The following is an 18066-nucleotide window of genomic DNA, read 5'->3' as shown; positions in this document are numbered from 1 at the left end:
ATTATTGTCACTTTATGGTTATCTCATTATTAGTTATATAAGAGCCAAGATGTTACAATGAGAAAAAATGTAGTTCAGATAGGAGTTGATCTGTAGGAATGATAAAAGACAAACTTATACGTCCACTGCATGATCTCAGAATATCTGTTACTGATAAATGTAATTTTCGTTGCCAATATTGCATGCCAGCGGAAATTTTCGGTCCGGATTTCAAATTTTTAAAACAAGAAGAAATATTGTCATTTGAAGAAATTGAACGATTGGCAAGCATATTTAGTAAACTAGGGGTTAAAAAGATAAGAATAACGGGTGGCGAACCATTGGTCCGGAAAAATATCGCATCCTTAATTTCCATGCTTAATCAAATCGAAGCAATAGATGACATAGGGTTGACAACGAATGGGGTACTACTCTTAAAACAATCTCAAGCTTTATATGATGCAGGATTACGAAGATTAAATATTAGTTTAGATGCTTTAGATAATACTATTTTTCAAAAAATGAATGGACGTGGGGTTAAATCAGAGGTTGTATTGAAGGGTATAGAAACGGCATTAAAGACAGGCTTTTCTGTTAAAGTCAATATGGTTGTCCAAAAAGGAGTAAATGATAATCAAATCGTCCCTATGGCAGATCACTTTCGACGGATGGGAGTCACGTTAAGGTTTATCGAATATATGGACGTTGGGAACACAAATGGATGGAATTGGGATCAAGTCGTAACAAAAAAAGAAATCTTTAACATTCTATCCAAGCACTTTTCTTTGGAACCTGTTGATTCAGATTATTATGGTGAAGTTGCTAAACGTTATAAATATGAAAATATTGATACAGAAATAGGATTTATTACATCAGTCTCTGAATCTTTCTGTTCAACGTGTACGAGGGCAAGAATTTCTGCAGACGGAAAATTTTATACTTGTTTGTTTGCTGATAAAGGACATGATCTAAGGTCCCTTTTACGAAACAATTATGATGATGAGCAAATACTTAAGACAATAAGTGACATTTGGCAAAACAGAGACGATCGTTATTCAGACGAAAGAGTAATAGGGTCAGTATCGTCTGCGAGAAAAATTGAAATGTCGTACATCGGTGGATAAATGTAATTGAAATGGAGGAGGGGCACGATGGTTGAACGGAGAAAACCTATGTGGGTAAAAGATGCTATTGATTACGTCATGCAATATAAAAAACACGGGGAGATTGAGATCGTTTCCTTAGACGATTGTGATGGGAGATTTTTAGCAGAGCCACTCGTAGCTGACCATGATGTACCACCATTTAATCGTTCTCCTTATGATGGTTTTGCATTAAGAGCAGTAGACACTAAGAACGCTTCGAGAGATAATCCATTATCTTTAAAAGTAATTGATGAGATCGGTGCAGGACATGTAAGTGAATTTGAAGTTGGACATATGGAAGCGATTAGAATTATGACCGGTGCCCAAATTCCAAAAGGTTCAGACAGTGTCGTCATGTTGGAATTAGTAAAGGAAGAAAAGCGAAGTGAAGGAACATTAATTACGATTAAACGCTCCTTAAAAGAAGGTGAAAATATATCCTTTCAAGGTGAGGATACAAAAAAAGGGAACCCACTCATCGATAGAGGAGTAGCAATTAATCCAGGAATAAAGGCATTGCTTGCGACATTTGGTTATAGCAATGTGAAGGTATCTAGACGCCCTCTAATCGGAATAATTGCAACCGGAAGTGAACTTTTAAATCCAGATGAAGAGTTAGTGCCTGGGAAAATCCGTAATAGTAATGGTTATATGATTGAATCGCAAATTTTAAGGGCAGGTGCCCAATATAAACGATACGCATCAATATCAGATAATCTGGACAAGCTCTACGAAACAATAAAGCTTGCTTTGGATGAATGTGATATTTTGATCACAACTGGTGGAGTTTCGGTAGGGGATTATGATTATTTACCAGAAATTTATCGTCGTCTTGGGGCAAATCTATTATTTAATAAAATCGCAATGAGACCTGGGAGTGTAACGAGCTGCGCTGAAAAAGATGGGAAACTATTATTTGGTTTATCAGGTAATCCATCTGCGTGCTATATAGGGTTTGAATTATTTGTTCGTCCTTATATACGTACTTGGCTTTGTTCGGAGCGACCATATTTACGCACTATTAGCGGTACATTAAAAAATGATTTTTCAAAGCCGAACCCGTTCAGCAGATTTGTTCGCGGAAAAATTGTTTATGAGAATGGTAATGTGTTTGTAGAGCCTGTTGGATTAGATAAGTCAGGGGTTGTTACATCACTTGCTTGGGCAGATTGTTTAATGATTCTTCCAGGAGGAACGAGGGGTTACATGAATGGAGATCAGATTGAACTATTATTGCTTGAAGATCAACAAGGAAGTGAAAAGCCATGGGTGGAAGCAAAATTTTCCAAATCGTAGGTTACCAAAACAGTGGGAAAACGACGTTAATGGAAAAATTGATAAAGTCAGGAAATGAAAGAGGATTACGAGTTGGTACGATCAAGCATCATGGGCATGGCGGGCCACTCGATCACCCAAACCCAAATAAGGATTCGAAACGGCATACCCTTGCAGGTTCTGTTATTTCAAGTGTTGCAGGTGACGACTCTTTACTCATAGAAGCAACTGGAAATAATTGGAAATTTGAAGAGATTATTCATATTTACCACCATTTTGGTTTAGATCTAATACTCGTAGAAGGATATAAAAAATCCTCTTATCCAAAAGCTGTTTTAATTAGGAATGAAGAGGATCTTTATTTATTGGAAAAACTGAATAATATAAAAGCTGTGATTAGTTGGATCCCTATTGAAACAAATCATCGCGTTTTTTTACAAAAACAATTGGACGAGTTTGTTGACTTCTTTTATCATTGTTTTTTCTTCGATTAGATTCCAGTACATATCGATAATAATGTAATTTTTCTATATGAGTGAGTAAATAATTTGCGAAAACACCGATGGCTATACCAGACAATATGCCGATAAAAGATAAAACGGGTAAGTAGAGAAGAACAGTCCATGTTTGGGCAATCCAACTCGCTACAACTAGTTGACCAATATTATGCAAAATTGCGCCAGTAACACTTACGCCGATTAAACTGATTCGTTCTGGACCAAGTTTTTTCACTATCCACATACCGATAAAACTTAAAATGGCTCCTGATGCAGAATACATAAAAGTGGAGATTGTTCCACCAAGCAGTGATGATAAGATGAGGCGGATTCCGATCACTTTTCCGACGTCTTTAGTAGACAAAGTATATAACGCCATGCACGTAATAATATTGGCTAGCCCTAATTTTGCTCCAGGAGCGAAAGCAAAAGGGAAGGGGATTGCTCTTTCAAGGAGACTGATGATGACGGCTTGGGAAGCTAATAACGCTATATATACAATTCGTTGATTTTTCGTCATAGTTATTGCCTCTCATTTTTATTAAGAACTAATAATCATTTCTTCTAATGGGGCATTGACAGCTTTTATCTCAACCACTATTTTATGTGGTAAGCAAATAATCGTTTGCCCAGGTTTTGAAATGGCCCTTGTTCTTACGCAGACCTGATCTGCGCAATTAGCACTTTTCATACGAACTTGACTATCTTTTACTTCAATTACATTAATGTCGGAATCTTGACTAATAATCTCAAATCTTTGTGTCCCCGTATGACTAGAAATTTCGATTTCTTTTACAACTTTTTTATCAACTGTAATAACTGCTACATAACGGGAACTGGCTTCTGTTTCTTTTGCTTGTTGATAGCTAAAAATTGAAACAGGTAAAAAGGAAAATAGAATGAGTAGAATAATGATGATTAGATCCCATTTTTTGATCATCAGAAAAAACTCTCTCATCTCTATTTCCTCCTTACCATTATTAAGGAATTATAAACTAGCAATCCTTATAAAATCCTTTAACGTTGCCGTACCACCATTTGCCAATACTTTTTTGTAAATAGGGGATAACCCAATAATCTAAACCTAATGTTCGCCCAGATCCGTTTAATAAGGCGATGGAAGCAGGGAGAGCCCAAAATTTATCCCATCCGAGCATCGCACTAAACGTAAACATGAGAAGGAATCCGGTACTCATAAAACTTGCTAGCCAGGTAAAAAGCCCAATTAGAATGGCCAGCCCAATTGCTAATTCAATAAACACCATCATTTTTTGCATAAAGATAGCCACTTCAGGAGTAGGAAGCATGATTTTCATGATCCACTCAAACCAGCCAGGCATATGAGATAAAATGGGAGTAGCCCAATCTCCTGATGCTGCCTCACTAGCTCCACTTGTAGTAGTTTGCAACCAGTCGAATGGCATTGTCACCGTGTTACTTGTTAACCAAGAATCTTCTCCTATTCCTTTAAATAATTTAGGCAATGTAGTGAAACTTGCTGTCGCTTCTTTCCATGTTTCATGACCCCAAATTTTTGCTCCTGCTTCAGCAATCCAAAAACCACCAACCATTAAACGGAGAGGGAAGCTCCACAACACATTACCATATCGTGTAGTTGTGTTTCTGAAAATATTTCGTTTATCTTTCGTATGGAAAAACTCATGCATGATATATTGGAACATATAATATCCACTTCTTATTCCGAAGAAATAATAGAGATTTACCATATGCTTCATAAAAATGGCAAACCAGCCGCTCAAATGAATGCCACTTAAGTTGGCTACGCCGTACCTTGCACCGATGGAAACCATGACGCCATGGTACTTACCTTTATAAGGCTGTTTTTCACCACCATTGATTTCTGCAATAATGCTATTTGCTGCCGTACCAGCGGTTTGTTCGGCTGCTTCAACAATTTGTGGAGTAGGCTTACCTGGTTCTTCTTCAAAATACGCTAAGTCTCCGACAACATAAACATTGTCCAATCCGTCAGCTTCCATAAATTGATTAACTTTTAATCTACCAGCACGACCACTAGACATTCCATAATCTTTAGTATCGGTGTTAGCTTGAACGCCAGCCGTCCATATTAATGTGTGGGTTTTTATGACATTCCCGGAATCCAATAAAACGGAATCAGCTTTTACCTCAACAATAGGGGAGCTTTTTAGGATTTTTACATCATTATTAATTAAATAGGCTTCTGCTTTATCTGCACCTTTTCGATCTAGCATATTTAGAATGGTAGGTGCAGCTTCCACAACATATAACGAAATATCATTTTCATCTACTTTGTAATCCTTTGCTAAGCGAGTTTTCCATTCAAGCAATTCACCTACCATTTCAATCCCAGTAAAACCAGAGCCGCATACTGTAAAGGTAAGCATTGCTCGACGATCCTCATCATTATGAATAGTAGCAGCTTTCCGGACCGTTTTTTCAATATGTTCTCGCAGTTTCATAGCATCTTCCCAAGACCAAAGCGTAAAAGCATGTTTGGAAACTCCAGGAGTACCAAAATCGTTTGGTTCTCCACCCATACCTAAAATAAGATAATCGAAATGGTATTGACCATGCTCAGTTATTACACATTTTTCCTCATAATTTACATGGGTGACATTGTCCGTGACTAATTGCACTTTAGTCCGATTAAACAACCTTCGCAAATCAAACTGAATGGCATCAGGTTCAACCCTATGTGCTGCAACTTCATGCAATTCAGTCATCATCGTATGGTAGGAATGACGATCAATGAGAGTTATAGAAACCGATTCATCTTTCTTAAATTTTTTCGCAAGTTTCTTCGCAGCATGAACACCAGCATAACCAGCACCAATGATCACAATGTCATTATTGGCCATAAATATCGCCCCCTTAATATTGATTCAACACTCCTTTGTGAAACAATGAGCATAATTTAATAAAAAAAGGTTAAAACAATCTCCTCACTATGTTCTTTTGTGAAGATTTGAGCATAAAACGATATTAAGTTTGTGAAGTGTTGAACTTTCGTCTTTAGTTTACAATGAATATTCAAAACTGTCTATGGTTTTTCGTAAAAATGGTAAATTTCTATTATTTTATGAGTTTATTAGAGGAAGGAAGATCCATGCAATGAGTAACTGCAGTACAAATTCTTTATCTTAAAACGATTTACAGTAAGATAAAAATAATAGCTATTTGTTCTTGTGTTTCAAGATAATTAAGTTCATCTATAGTTGAGCATTTTAAAGAACAATAAACAGATTTAATAATTAGATAGCTTAAGATTGAGATGTCATATATAAGTACTCAAGTTAATAGTGTTTTTTATAAATTTTTACATTACTTCCAAAAATCATTAGACAGATCTAAAAGGAAGTGCTAAACTAAAGGTGCAATAATGTGAAAAACTTCACAAAATTCCTGTCTATAAATGTGAATAATTTCACATTATAAAAATTAAAAAGGGTGGGACAGAAAAATGAAAAAGATGCCGAAACTTTTAACGGTAGTCGCATCAGTCACATTATTATTGGGAGCCTGTGGATCAACAAGTGTCTCCGAAAAGAATAATGATGGGAATAAGCAAGTGTCCAATGAAGAAGAGGGAATTGAAAAAGTAATTGCAGGTGCAGAAATGAAGGATGGAACTTACACTCTAAAGGAAAAGGATTTTGATGATCACGGTTGGAAAGCGTCGATGACCATTACAGTCAAGGGTGGAAAGATAACAGAATCTACTTACAACTATGAAGATGAAAATGGAAAATTAAAATCAGAAGATGAAGGTTATCAAAAGAATATGTCTGAAAAGACTGGTGTTGGTCCGAAGGATTATATTCCACAATTAAATGAAGAATTGGTTAAAAGTCAGGATGCACAAAGAGTAGACGTTGTGACAGGGGCAACTCATTCATCGGAAACATTCCTAAATTATGCACAGCAATTGATTCAAGCTTCACAAAAAGGCGATACATCTACAATTGAAATTGATACGAGAGCACCTTTAGTTGATGGAGTTTACTCATTAGTTGAAAAAAATATTGGTTCAACGGGCTGGAAAACCTATTTAAATATAACGGTTAAAGATGGTCAAATAATTGAATCAGACTATAACTACCTAAATAAGGATGGGGATTTAAAAACAAATGATGAAGGCTATCAAGAAAAAATGAAAGAAAAGACAGGTACTGGACCACAAGACTTCATTCCAGCATTAAACAAATCTCTAGTTGAAAAGCAAAATCCAGCTGAGGTAGATGTAGTAACTGGCGCATCACACTCTAGTCAAACATTTAAAATGTATGCTGCTCAGCTTGTCAATGCAGCACAAAAAGGGGACACAACGAAAATTGAAATAGATAACTATGTTTATAGTAAGTAAAGTAGTGAGCGTAAGTGCGTTGCATAGTCGTATTGGCGTACAGGATGTTGAGGCTCTATTCGATTTCCCATTTTGGACTCTGACATAAATAAAGGGAACACGATATGTCAGAAAAGATGAATCGTTATTGACTTATCTTAAAGAAGAGGATTAAGAAGTGTGCTAGTGGATAGACGCAGGTACTGGACAGGAGAGCAAGTGCACCATTTCATAGAGGGGTTGTCCGTAATGTTGAGCCAGGCATCTATAATATTCAGAGACCTACTCCAAAAAAAATCGGACAACCCATTTTCCTTTTTCGAAAGGTTTGATAGAAATGTTAAATAAAAAATGGATATTTTTCATCGTTATTTCCGTTATATTACTTTCAGGCTGTGGACAGTCGCATCAACCAAAAGTATTGAGTAGCCCATATAAAGAAACTGAGTTTTTAATGGGAACTGTAGTAACAATTAGAATTTATGATGAAGGGAAAGAAGAGGTTCTCGAACATGCATTCAAACGTATTAAATCATTAGCCGATCAAATTACAGTTAATGAGCAAGGATCGGAAATTGACAACATCAATAAAAATGCTGGCATACAAGCGGTGAAGGTGTCGGAGGATATTAATAAACTTATCGCTGCTGGAAAAGAATATAGTGAAAAAGCGGATGGTACCTTTGATATTTCTATTGGTCCATTAACTTCTCTTTGGCATATTGGGTTTCCAGATGCAAGGAAGCCTAACGATACAGAAATTGAATCTGTCTTGCCGCTAATTAGTTTTAATGATATTGAGCTAAATACAGACGAAAAAACTGTCTTATTAAAAAAGAAAGGGATGCAACTTGACTTAGGTGCAATTGCAAAAGGATTTATTACAGACGAAGTAGCAAAGGTTTTAATTCAACATGACGTTGAAACAGCTATTATTGATTTAGGCGGAAATATTTATGTTATGGGAAAAAATCCATCAGGAATAGAATGGACAGTTGGTATTCAAGACCCTTTTTCTCCAAGAGGAGAGATTGTTGGAAAAATCAATGAATCCAATAAATCCATCGTGACATCTGGTATATATGAGAGATTCTTAGAAGTCGACGGAATGAAATATCATCATTTACTTAATCCTAAAGATGGATATCCATTTCAAAACGATGTGGCTGGTGTATCAATCATAACGGATCTTTCAATAGATGGAGATGCTCTTTCAACGATTGTTTTTTCAAAAGGAATTAAAGAGGGTATGAAATTTATCGAAGGAATAAAAGGTGCTGAAGCTATATTTATCAGTACGGAAAAGAAGATTTTTACGACAACGGGATTAAAAAATAACTTTGAATTAACGAATGATGCATTTAAGATGGGGGAACTCCATTAAAAGAGTGTTATATACTGAATGGAGGCTAAATGATGGCAAAAACTATTTTGGAAGTAGAAAACTTATCCTTTCGATATGATATACGACAAGAAATAGAGACACTACAAGATGTGAATTTTTCTGTCAATCGTGGTGAGTGGGTTGCCATTATCGGTCATAACGGGTCTGGGAAGTCAACCTTAGCAAAATTATTAGTAGGTTTATTTATTCCTGAAAAAGGCCGTATTTGTATCGCAGACATCGAAATGAATGAATTGACAAAATGGGAGATTAGAAGACACATCGGTCTGATATTTCAAAATCCAGAAAATCAATTTATCGGAACTACCGTTCAAGACGATGTAGCATTTGCATTGGAAAATATTAATCTATCTTATGAAGAAATGAGCTTAAGAATAGACGAAGCATTGCAAACTGTTGGTATATCTAATCTTCGATTATTCGATCCTTCAAGATTGTCTGGTGGACAAAAGCAGCGAGTTGCGATTGCAGGAATTTTAGCTCTAAAGCCCGATATATTACTATTGGATGAAGCATTAGTTATGTTAGACCCGAGAAGCAGGCGAGAGCTTATCTCGACTTTAAAGCAAATAAAATCAAAAGATAATACTTCCATTATTTCGATTACACATGATATGAATGAGGTAGCGGAGGCGGATTACATTCTAGTTATGAAGGAAGGGAGGGTCGTAAATAGAGGTACACCAAAGCAAGTATTTTCAAACAATACAATGAAGTTTGAGTATCCAATTGTAGAGCAGTTAAGACGAGAGTTGATTAAGCATGGTAAAAAAATGCCTGACAAATATATGACGGAAAAAGAGTTGGTGAAATACTTATGGAAATAATATTTGACAATGTATCAGCCGATTTTCAAATAGGACCGATTCGTAGTCCTCTTGTTCTTCATTCCGTTCATTTAAAAATAAAGACAGGTACATTTACAGCCGTCGTGGGACATACAGGAGCTGGGAAATCAAGCCTACTTAAGGCGATGAATGGATTACTCATTCCGAAAGAAGGTAAAGTTCTTGTTGGAAAAAAAATAATCGATTCTCGAAGAAATAAAAAAGATATAAAAGTAATCCGCCAAAAAGTAGGAATGGTCTTTCAGTTTCCTGAATCACAGCTTTTTGCCGAAACGGTTGAAAAGGATATTTGTTTTGGACCAGTTAACTTTGGAGTACCCGAAAAGCTGGCAAAAGAGATAGCTAGAAATGTCATTAAAATGGTCGGTTTGGACAATGATATTTTATTTAAATCACCTTTTTCGCTATCGGGTGGACAAAAGAGACGTGTTGCCATTGCTGGCGTATTAGCAATGGAGCCAGATATTCTTATTTTGGATGAACCAGGTGCTGGTTTAGATCCACAAGGAAAAAAAGATATTTTAACATTACTTAAAAATTGGAATCAAGATCGAGGAATGACGATTGTATTAGTGACTCATGATATGAACGACGTAGCTCTTTACGCAGATGATGTAATCATTATGGAAAAAGGGAGAGTGGCTGCTCATACCGAAACACGTACACTTTTTTCCAATAATGAGCTTCTGAATCAATACTCACTAGATGTTCCTGATGTTCGAAGGCTCCAAATGAAAATTGAAAAAGAAATCGGTTTAACATTTCCTCATGTATGTTTATCGGTTGAGGATCTTGCTGAGGCATTGATTGAGGGTGGTGTCGTATGAATAAACTGATTTTAGGTCGTTATTTTCCAGGACAATCTTTTTTACATCATCTTGACCCAAGAGCAAAAATCATTGCAGGATTTTATTTCATCATCATCTTATTTCTCGCAAATAACTGGCAAGCATATTTACTATTATGGTTGTTTACTCTTTTGGTTATACGTTTATCTGAGATTAGTTTTCTAATATATATTCGAGGACTTAAACCGTTAATTTGGCTTATATTATTTACGGTCTTTTTACAAATATTATTCACTGCTGGGGGACATATTTATGTAGAGTATGGAATGATCACAATCTCGCAATTTGGACTAATGAATGGATTTTATATTTTTTGTCGTTTCATTATGATTGTGTTCATATCGACGGTCATTACATTAACCACAAAGCCAATTGATCTTACCGATGGAATTAATCGTTTACTTCACCCGTTACGATATTTGAAAATACCTGTCGATGAGATGGCGTTAATGCTATCAATTTCATTGCGCTTCATTCCAAATCTTCTTGATGAGGCACAAAAAGTTATGGATGCACAAAGAGCAAGAGGAACCGAATTTGGTGTAGGAAATGTATTACAACAAATGAAAGCACTCGTACCAATCTTTATTCCACTTTTTGTAAGTTCCTTAAATCGTGCTGAAGATTTAGCTAATACCTTAGAGGTAAGAGGATATCAAACTAGTAAGCTTAGATCCTCATATAGGAAGCTACACTGGTGTTCAAAGGATACGAATGTAATGCTTATCATGGTATTATTGACGATATGTTTAGTATTTTTACGCTTGATAACAAGTTAAATATTAAGGAGTGTTAATAATAGAATGGTAATGTATAATAACATACATACTATTCTTGTTTTTACCTAGAAAGAGAGATGTATATATGAGTACAGCAAAGGCTACTAGTGTAACAAAAGCACCAAAAGCAATGCCGCAAATGGCGACTGTCTATGGAGTGTTATTTGCTATAAGTGGTGGACATCTTTTTAATGATGCTATTCAATCAGTAGTACCTGCAATGAATCCAATTTTTGAAAAATCATTAAATTTATCTTATGCACAAATTGGTTGGATTGCATTTGTATTAAACATGACATCTTCTGTCATGCAGCCGGTACTTGGTTATTTTGCAGATCGAAGACCATCTCCATTTCTTTTGCCATTTGGAATGTTATTAAGTATGGCGGGCTTGATTGGTTTTGGCTTGTCACCAAACTTTTATGTTATTTTAGCTTCCGTATTTTTTATCGGGTTAGGCTCTGCTGTGTTTCATCCTGAAGGATCAAGGGTTTCTTATATGGCGGCGGGACCTAGAAGAGGATTGGCGCAGTCAATTTATCAGGTCGGAGGAAATTTTGGACAATCATTAGCTCCGATTTTTACTGCATTTATTTTTGTTCGCTTTGGTCAAAAAGGGGCACTAGGGTTCACAGTAATAGCGTTAATGGGAATATTGCTTCTTTTATATGTGTCAAACTGGTATAAATCACAGCTTGAAATTGAAGCATTTAAACCTGTTAAACGCCAAAAAGGAACAAACGGAACGCCAATTCATCCAAAAATTAAAGCGGCAATTGGGCTGCTAGTCTTTTTAGTTATTGCTCGCTCATGGTATTCAGCAGGTATCGGTAACTTTTATCAATTTTATTTAATAAAAGATTATGGGCTTACGATTAAAGAGGCACAATTATACGTATTTATTTTCATGTTTGCTGGTGTGCTTGGAACCTTTTTGGGAGGGCCGCTTGCAGATCGATTTGGAATGAGAAATATAATCTTTCTCTCCATGGCTGGGGCTGCACCACTTACTCTATTATTGCCGTACGTATCTCTAGGTTGGGTTATTCCGTTATTTTTTCTAATCGGTTTTATCATTACATCTAGCTTTAGTGTAACTGTTGTCTATGCACAAGAACTAGTGCCGAAAAAAATCGGTATGGTTTCTGGTCTTATTGTCGGATTTGCTTTTGGAATGGGAGCGATAGGAGCTGTGTTTTTTGGAACTTTAGCTGATATATTTAGTATAAAATTTGTAATGATTTTATGTAGCTTCTTACCGATTATTGGTGTGTTGACATGGTTATTGCCAAGTGATAAAAAAGTAAGAGAACTAAATTCTTAATATTGTAGAAGCTGTCCCTGGAAAAAAGGGACAGTTTTTTTAAAAAAGGATGGTATAAAAGTTTAAACCATGGGTGTAACTTTTCAACAAGAAAACTTCTGTCTTTTTCCCTACGATAAGTCAATATATATCGGTAGTTCCTCGTCGACGAACATAAGCTGTCGGACAGTTGTACTTCCTCAATGAATATGTTTTTTCTTGAACCGTCCTCCGCGAACTTCAGATATATTGGCAATCGCAAGGAAGGCGCTACTATCGAGTTCTTCAATAATTGATTTTAATTTTGCTTCTTCCAGCCTAGTTAGAACGCAAAAAATTACTTTTTTGTCATCGCCAGTATAGGCACCTTCGCCTTTTAAATACGTGACCCCTCGTCCAAGTCTTGCTAATATAGCATCCCCAATTTCTTCTGCTTTTTCTGTAATGATCCAGGCTGATTTTGATTCATCCAACCCTTCAACGACAATATCAATTACTTTAAAAGCAATAAAATAAGTAATAATTGAGTACATTGCTCGTTCCCAACTAAAAACAAACCCAGCTGTTGTAAAAATAAAGAAATTAAAGAACATGATGATTTCACCGACTGAGAAGGGCAGTTTATTATTAAGCAAGATGGATAAGACCTCAGTGCCATCTAAGGATCCTCCATAACGAATAACGATACCTACACCCATTCCAAGTATAATACCACCAAAAACAGTGTCTAATAAAAGATCGTCGGTAACTACGATCATGTTATGGAGAAATATAGACGTTACGGACAAAATAAAAATGCCGTATAAGGTTGTCAAAGCAAACGTTTTACCAATTTGTTTGTAACCTATATAAATAAATGGAAGATTGAGTGTAAAGATAATAATTCCAAGACGCCAACCTGTAAAATGGGCGATAATGATGGATATTCCGGTAATACCTCCATCTAAAATATGATTAGGAACGAGGAATAGCTCGAGAGCAACTGCCATTAAAGCAGCGCCGAATGTTACGAGGAGGATGCGAAACAAAAGTATTTTCCTAGGTAATTTCTTATGTCTAATTGTGTTTACAAACTTTTCAGCATCGGTCATTGTCTCATCCTTTCTAGTAAAAACTTTTAATATTATTATAACTTAATTTTTTTTCGATAGAAAAATATTTTACCTCAGAAAAAATATTGGAAGTAAGTTCATTCTTGATTTTTTTTTATGATAACTGTACAATACCTTGAGTAAGAATAAAGTGTATATCTTTCGGAATCAATCCGAAACTATATCCTCCTAAACACGTTTATATCTTGCAAATATAAGATGATAGGTGGTATTTTGTCATGTCAGAAAATCAAAAGTATCGTGTATTATTGTACTATCAATATGTCCATATCGAAAATCCAGAAGAATTTGCTAAAAATCATTTAGCATTTTGTAAGGAAATTGGTCTAAAAGGACGTATTTTAGTCGCATCAGAAGGAATCAATGGTACAGTTTCTGGAACTTGGGATCAGACAGAAATGTATATGAATGAAATGAAAAATGATCCGCGCTTTGAGACAATCGTATTTAAAATTGATGATGCAGATCAACATGCTTTTAAGAAAATGCATGTTCGTCCTCGTTCTGAGTTGGTAACCCTTCGTTTAGAAGATGATATCGATCCTCATCAAATTACTGGTAATTATTTAAGTCCGAAAGAATTTTATGAAGCAATGCAGGATGAAAATACTGTCATTCTAGACGCAAGGAACGATTATGAATTTGACTTAGGTCATTTTCGTGGAGCGATTCGTCCAGATATAGAAACATTTCGCGATTTGCCAAATTGGGTGAGAGAGAATAAGCACCAATTGGAAGGCAAAAAGATTTTAACATATTGCACAGGCGGCATTCGTTGTGAAAAATTTTCAGGCTGGCTTGTTAGAGAAGGCTTTGAAGATGTTTCTCAGTTACACGGTGGAATCGTCACATATGGAAAAGATCCAGAAGTTCAAGGGGAGCTTTGGGACGGTCAATGTTATGTGTTTGATCAAAGAATTGCTGTTCCTATAAATCGAAAAGAGCACGTGATTGTCGGACGTGAATACTTTGATGGCACTCCATCTGAACGATATGTAAATTGTGCAAACCCAGAATGTAATAGACAATTCCTCTGCTCAGAAGAAAATGAGCATAAATATATGAGAAGCTGTACAGATGAATGTCGTGTTCATCCGAGAAATATGTATATTAAAGAACACGGTCTTTCTGAAGAAGAAGTGAAAGAAAGATTAAGCCAGCTCGAAAAAGAAATGGCTGTAAATTAATAAACCAATAATCATTAATAAACCCGATATCTACCTTATGGATATCGGGTTTAATGTTTTAATTATAACTTTTTTCTAATTCATCAATTAATGATCCAACATATGCCACAGCTTTTTTTATCGCATCAGGCTTAGACATATCAACCCCAGAAATTTTAATTAAATCAAGAGGTTTTAATGTTCCACCAGCTTTTAATAGTTCAAGCCAACGATCGACTGCTGGTTGACCTTCTTCTTTAATCATTTGTGCAGCAGCAGTTGCAACCGTTAACCCAGCTGAGTACGTATAAGGGTACAATCCCATATAATAATGTGGTTGCCTCATCCAAGTAAGGCTGGCACCTTCATCAATTTCTACAGTGTCTCCCCAGAAATCTTTTAATACATTTGCTTTTTGTTCACAAAATACACTTGCAGTTAGTGGTGTTCCATTTTCAGCAAGGTTATATACTCTACGTTGGAACTCGGCCTCTAATAAATGTGTAACAAAATTATGATAATATGTACCAAGTAATTGTAAAATTACCCAACGTTTCATTCTTGGATCATCTGCTTTAGATAAAATATGCTCTCCAAGAATTAATTCATTAATCGTAGAAGGAGCCTCAATACAATACATAGAAGGGCGAGTATTGATTAAATCCTGATTACGTCCAGCCAAATAGAAGTGACCTGCATGACCAAGTTCGTGAGCTAGGATAAAGGCACCTCTCATTGTATCTGTCCATGTGATTAATATATATGGATGAACGCCATATGGACTAGAGCAGAATGCACCTGTAGATTTACCTACATTATCTGCTAAATCTACCCATCTTTCTGTCAATGCTTTTTTCATCGCTTCATTATATTCTTCACCCATAATTGATAAGGCAGATAAAATCGTTTCAGAAGCTTCTTCATATGTAGTCGTTGGATTAAACTCTGGATCAAGTGGAGCTTTTAAATCGGAAAACTTCATTGTATCAAGATTCAATACTTCTTTTTTAAGCTTTGCGAATTTGCGCATATGCGGTGCAAGTTCCTTCTGGATAATATCTAATTGATTATGATACATCTCTAAGGAAACTTGTTGAGGTGCAAGTAGCATATGTGTAACGGATTCATAATTGCGTAAACGACCCATTGCCACTTGTTTCTTTACTTCTGTTGCATAATTGGCACCGAATGTATTTTTATACTGTCTTAAAGTGTTCACGAAAGAATCATATGCTTTTCTTCTTAAATCTGTATCCGGAACAAGTTCATATCGGTCCTCAAATAATGCGAAAGACATTGGAAGAACATTTCCGTTATCATCCTGAATGGAATCAAACTGCATATCGGAAGATTTACTAAATTGATACACTGTATATGGAGCATCTAACACTTCTCCAAGAGATGCTAATGCCTTCTCTGTGTCAGGAGATAGTTTATATGGTTTCTTATCAAGAATATCTGATAAATATTTAGAGAATTTCTGTAAATCCTTATTTTCGTTTATATATGTATCTACTGTACCGTCAGGCAAGTCTAATATTTCAGATTGAATAAAAGATAAATCAGCACTTATTTTTGCAAGCATCGCAGCAACCTTGGAGGAATTCCCTTGGTTAACAGGGTCTGTACCATCTGCTGATTGACGTAAATTTGAAAAGGTTGCAACGCGGATTAATCGTTTTTCTAGGGACTCCATTTCATTCAAGCACGTAAGTAATATATCAGCGCTTTCCCCTAAACGACCTTTAAATGAAGTCAATAAGGGTACACTTTCTTGAACAGCTTTTAACTCTTTTTCCCACTCTTCATCTGTTTGAAATAGATCTCTCAAATCCCACGTAAGGTGTTCAGGAACTTCTGATCGTGATAATCGTCTTTCTGTAGCTTCCATTTTAATCCTCCTAAAAATTTATTTCGACACACTAATTATATCGGACCTTTTTAATATGCGCTATGAGAAAATAGAAAACATTGGAATTCAGTAGAAAAAATGCGATAATATCAATACAAAGCCTTGGAAAAAGAGAGAAATGAGGAGAATTATGTTTAAGGAAAAATGGTTTAAACTAGGAATCGCCATCATCATGATTTTTTTAATCATTTTGCTTGGAACAAAAATTAGGTTTATATTTACTCCACTTGTTATTATTGTAAAAACATTATTCCCACCAATTATATTAGCGGGAGTCTTATATTACGTACTACGGCCAGCTGTTAACTTCCTTTCACGAAAAATTCCCCGAACACTATCAATTGTTATCATGTTTATCGCAATAGCGGGGCTGGCAACAGGAGCGGTATTATTAATTGGTCCAGAACTGCAAAAACAATTTAATTTATTAATCGAAAATATTCCAGCATATGCTCAAAACATACAAACCTGGGCTATGTCTCTTACAGAAAAGGATTGGTTTGTACAATTCCAACAAAGTAATTATTTTTCTGTAGAGAAATTTACAAAACAATTTGAGCAAAATGCCAGTTTGATTTTACAAGGATTTGGTTCTAAAATTGCTGGTACAGTTGGATTTATTGCCAATATGGTCATGATCTTTGCTCTCGTACCATTTGTGTTATTTTTCATGCTGAAAGATGGCAAGCATGCTCCAAAGTTCTTAGAAAAAATATTGCCGAAAAGACATCAAAAAGAAGCTGATGAAATATTAGAAGAAATGGATGGAGCTCTAAGTTCATATATTCAAGGCCAGCTAATCGTAAGTCTTTGTGTAGGGACATTAGCTTTTATTGGATATTTAATCATTGGATTAGATTATGCGTTAATTCTTGGTGTTCTTGCGATGTTGACGAATGTCATTCCCTTCGTTGGGCCGTGGATTGGGACGTTGCCCGCAGTAATCGTAGGGTTGTTTACTTCTCCTTTACAAGCACTGTTAGTCGTTATCGTAGCGGTTGTAGTCCAGCAATTTGAAAGCAATCTTGTTTCGCCATTTGTCATGGGAAAAGCGTTGAATATGCATCCGTTGACAATTATTTTTGTGTTACTTGTTGCAGGTCAATTTGGCGGTCTTCTTGGCTTAATACTAGCTGTACCTGCCTATGCTTTATTAAAAGTGATCGTAAGCCATATTTATCGTTATATTCGACTAGAATAAGTTGTGAAATACCTATCGTTATGATAGGTTTTTTAGTTTGTGGCTAAATTTATTTTAATGTATATTCAGTAGGAAACGTGTCATTCGAGGCGCAAAGTCTTCTTTAAAGAGAATTTGCACACTATACGGTGAGCAACGCAAGAAGGGAAGCTTTGAAGAATGCAAGCGATTGTAAAACGTCAGAAATACCTATCGAGATGATAGGTATTTTTTTCATCTAATAATGTCCGAAAATTAATCACAAAATAGAA

Annotated in this window: 15 protein-coding genes and 1 pseudogene; 11 read left to right on the top strand and 5 right to left on the bottom strand. The window is 35.8% G+C overall.

Annotated elements, in window-relative coordinates; all coding sequences use genetic code 11:
- Window positions 1–98: 98 nt before the first annotated feature.
- Genes moaA through mobB form a run of 3 tightly spaced genes read left to right on the top strand, consistent with a single transcriptional unit; the run spans window position 99 to window position 2893 of the window.
- Window positions 99–1103, top strand: a complete 1005-nt coding sequence (gene moaA, locus KHA93_RS06990; protein ID WP_213110084.1) for a GTP 3',8-cyclase MoaA — start codon at window positions 99–101, stop codon at window positions 1101–1103.
- Window positions 1104–1130: 27 nt separating this feature from the next.
- Window positions 1131–2420 (top strand): molybdopterin molybdotransferase MoeA, encoded by a 1290-nt coding sequence (locus KHA93_RS06985; protein WP_213110083.1) that lies wholly within the window; start codon window positions 1131–1133, stop codon window positions 2418–2420.
- On the top strand, window positions 2390–2893 hold the full coding sequence (gene mobB, locus KHA93_RS06980) for a molybdopterin-guanine dinucleotide biosynthesis protein B (RefSeq protein ID WP_213110082.1): 504 nt from the start codon (window positions 2390–2392) through the stop codon (window positions 2891–2893). Before KHA93_RS06985 ends, mobB begins: the two co-directional genes overlap by 31 nt.
- 16 nt (window positions 2894–2909) lie before the next feature.
- On the opposite strand, the pseudogene KHA93_RS06975 reads toward mobB, so the two are convergent.
- The 3 genes and pseudogenes from KHA93_RS06975 to KHA93_RS06965 form a co-directional block, all read right to left on the bottom strand.
- Window positions 2910–3416: pseudogene (locus KHA93_RS06975) on the bottom strand (Gx transporter family protein); the annotation flags it as partial.
- Between the two features lie 21 nt (window positions 3417–3437).
- Window positions 3438–3854 (bottom strand): NusG domain II-containing protein, encoded by a 417-nt coding sequence (locus tag KHA93_RS06970; protein ID WP_213110079.1) that lies wholly within the window; start codon window positions 3852–3854, stop codon window positions 3438–3440.
- Window positions 3855–3891: 37 nt separating this feature from the next.
- Window positions 3892–5757, bottom strand: coding sequence for an FAD-dependent oxidoreductase (locus KHA93_RS06965; RefSeq protein ID WP_213110078.1), 1866 nt, complete (start codon window positions 5755–5757; stop codon window positions 3892–3894).
- A 602-nt stretch (window positions 5758–6359) separates the two neighbouring features.
- Between KHA93_RS06965 and pplA the strand changes: the two genes are divergently transcribed.
- The 6 genes from pplA to KHA93_RS06935 all read left to right on the top strand — a co-directional run bounded on the left by pplA (window position 6360) and on the right by KHA93_RS06935 (window position 12445).
- Window positions 6360–7262 carry an extracellular electron transfer flavoprotein PplA gene (gene pplA, locus KHA93_RS06960; RefSeq protein WP_213110077.1) on the top strand — a complete coding sequence of 301 codons (903 nt, stop codon included), beginning with the start codon at window positions 6360–6362 and terminating at the stop codon, window positions 7260–7262.
- Window positions 7263–7578: 316 nt separating this feature from the next.
- Window positions 7579–8625: an FAD:protein FMN transferase gene (locus KHA93_RS06955; RefSeq protein ID WP_213110076.1), complete on the top strand. Its 1047-nt coding sequence runs from the start codon at window positions 7579–7581 to the stop codon at window positions 8623–8625.
- A gap of 29 nt (window positions 8626–8654) precedes the next feature.
- On the top strand, window positions 8655–9473 hold the full coding sequence (locus tag KHA93_RS06950) for an energy-coupling factor transporter ATPase (protein ID WP_349772265.1): 819 nt from the start codon (window positions 8655–8657) through the stop codon (window positions 9471–9473).
- Window positions 9464–10321 carry an energy-coupling factor transporter ATPase gene (locus KHA93_RS06945; RefSeq protein ID WP_213110075.1) on the top strand — a complete coding sequence of 286 codons (858 nt, stop codon included), beginning with the start codon at window positions 9464–9466 and terminating at the stop codon, window positions 10319–10321. Before KHA93_RS06950 ends, KHA93_RS06945 begins: the two co-directional genes overlap by 10 nt.
- Window positions 10318–11121, top strand: coding sequence for an energy-coupling factor transporter transmembrane component T family protein (locus KHA93_RS06940; protein WP_213110074.1), 804 nt, complete (start codon window positions 10318–10320; stop codon window positions 11119–11121). The genes KHA93_RS06945 and KHA93_RS06940 overlap by 4 nt, the downstream gene beginning before the upstream one ends.
- A gap of 85 nt (window positions 11122–11206) precedes the next feature.
- Window positions 11207–12445, top strand: a complete 1239-nt coding sequence (locus KHA93_RS06935) for an MFS transporter (protein WP_213110073.1) — start codon at window positions 11207–11209, stop codon at window positions 12443–12445.
- 179 nt (window positions 12446–12624) lie between these two features.
- Here KHA93_RS06935 and KHA93_RS06930 read toward each other — a convergent pair whose 3' ends face one another.
- Window positions 12625–13515, bottom strand: a complete 891-nt coding sequence (locus KHA93_RS06930) for a YitT family protein (RefSeq protein WP_213110072.1) — start codon at window positions 13513–13515, stop codon at window positions 12625–12627.
- A 239-nt stretch (window positions 13516–13754) separates the two neighbouring features.
- On the opposite strand from KHA93_RS06930, the gene trhO reads away from it, so the two are divergent.
- Window positions 13755–14723: an oxygen-dependent tRNA uridine(34) hydroxylase TrhO gene (trhO, locus tag KHA93_RS06925; RefSeq protein ID WP_213110071.1), complete on the top strand. Its 969-nt coding sequence runs from the start codon at window positions 13755–13757 to the stop codon at window positions 14721–14723.
- A gap of 58 nt (window positions 14724–14781) precedes the next feature.
- Here trhO and pepF read toward each other — a convergent pair whose 3' ends face one another.
- Window positions 14782–16593, bottom strand: a complete 1812-nt coding sequence (pepF, locus tag KHA93_RS06920) for an oligoendopeptidase F (RefSeq protein ID WP_213110070.1) — start codon at window positions 16591–16593, stop codon at window positions 14782–14784.
- 151 nt (window positions 16594–16744) lie between these two features.
- Between pepF and KHA93_RS06915 the strand changes: the two genes are divergently transcribed.
- Window positions 16745–17815: an AI-2E family transporter gene (locus KHA93_RS06915; protein WP_213110069.1), complete on the top strand. Its 1071-nt coding sequence runs from the start codon at window positions 16745–16747 to the stop codon at window positions 17813–17815.
- The last annotated feature ends 251 nt before the right edge of the window (window positions 17816–18066 follow it).

The sequence above is a fragment of the Lederbergia citrisecunda genome (genome assembly GCF_018343695.1).
Taxonomy (GTDB): Bacteria; Bacillota; Bacilli; order Bacillales; family Bacillaceae_C; genus Lederbergia; species Lederbergia citrisecunda.
This window is presented reverse-complemented; position numbering and strand designations above follow the sequence as displayed.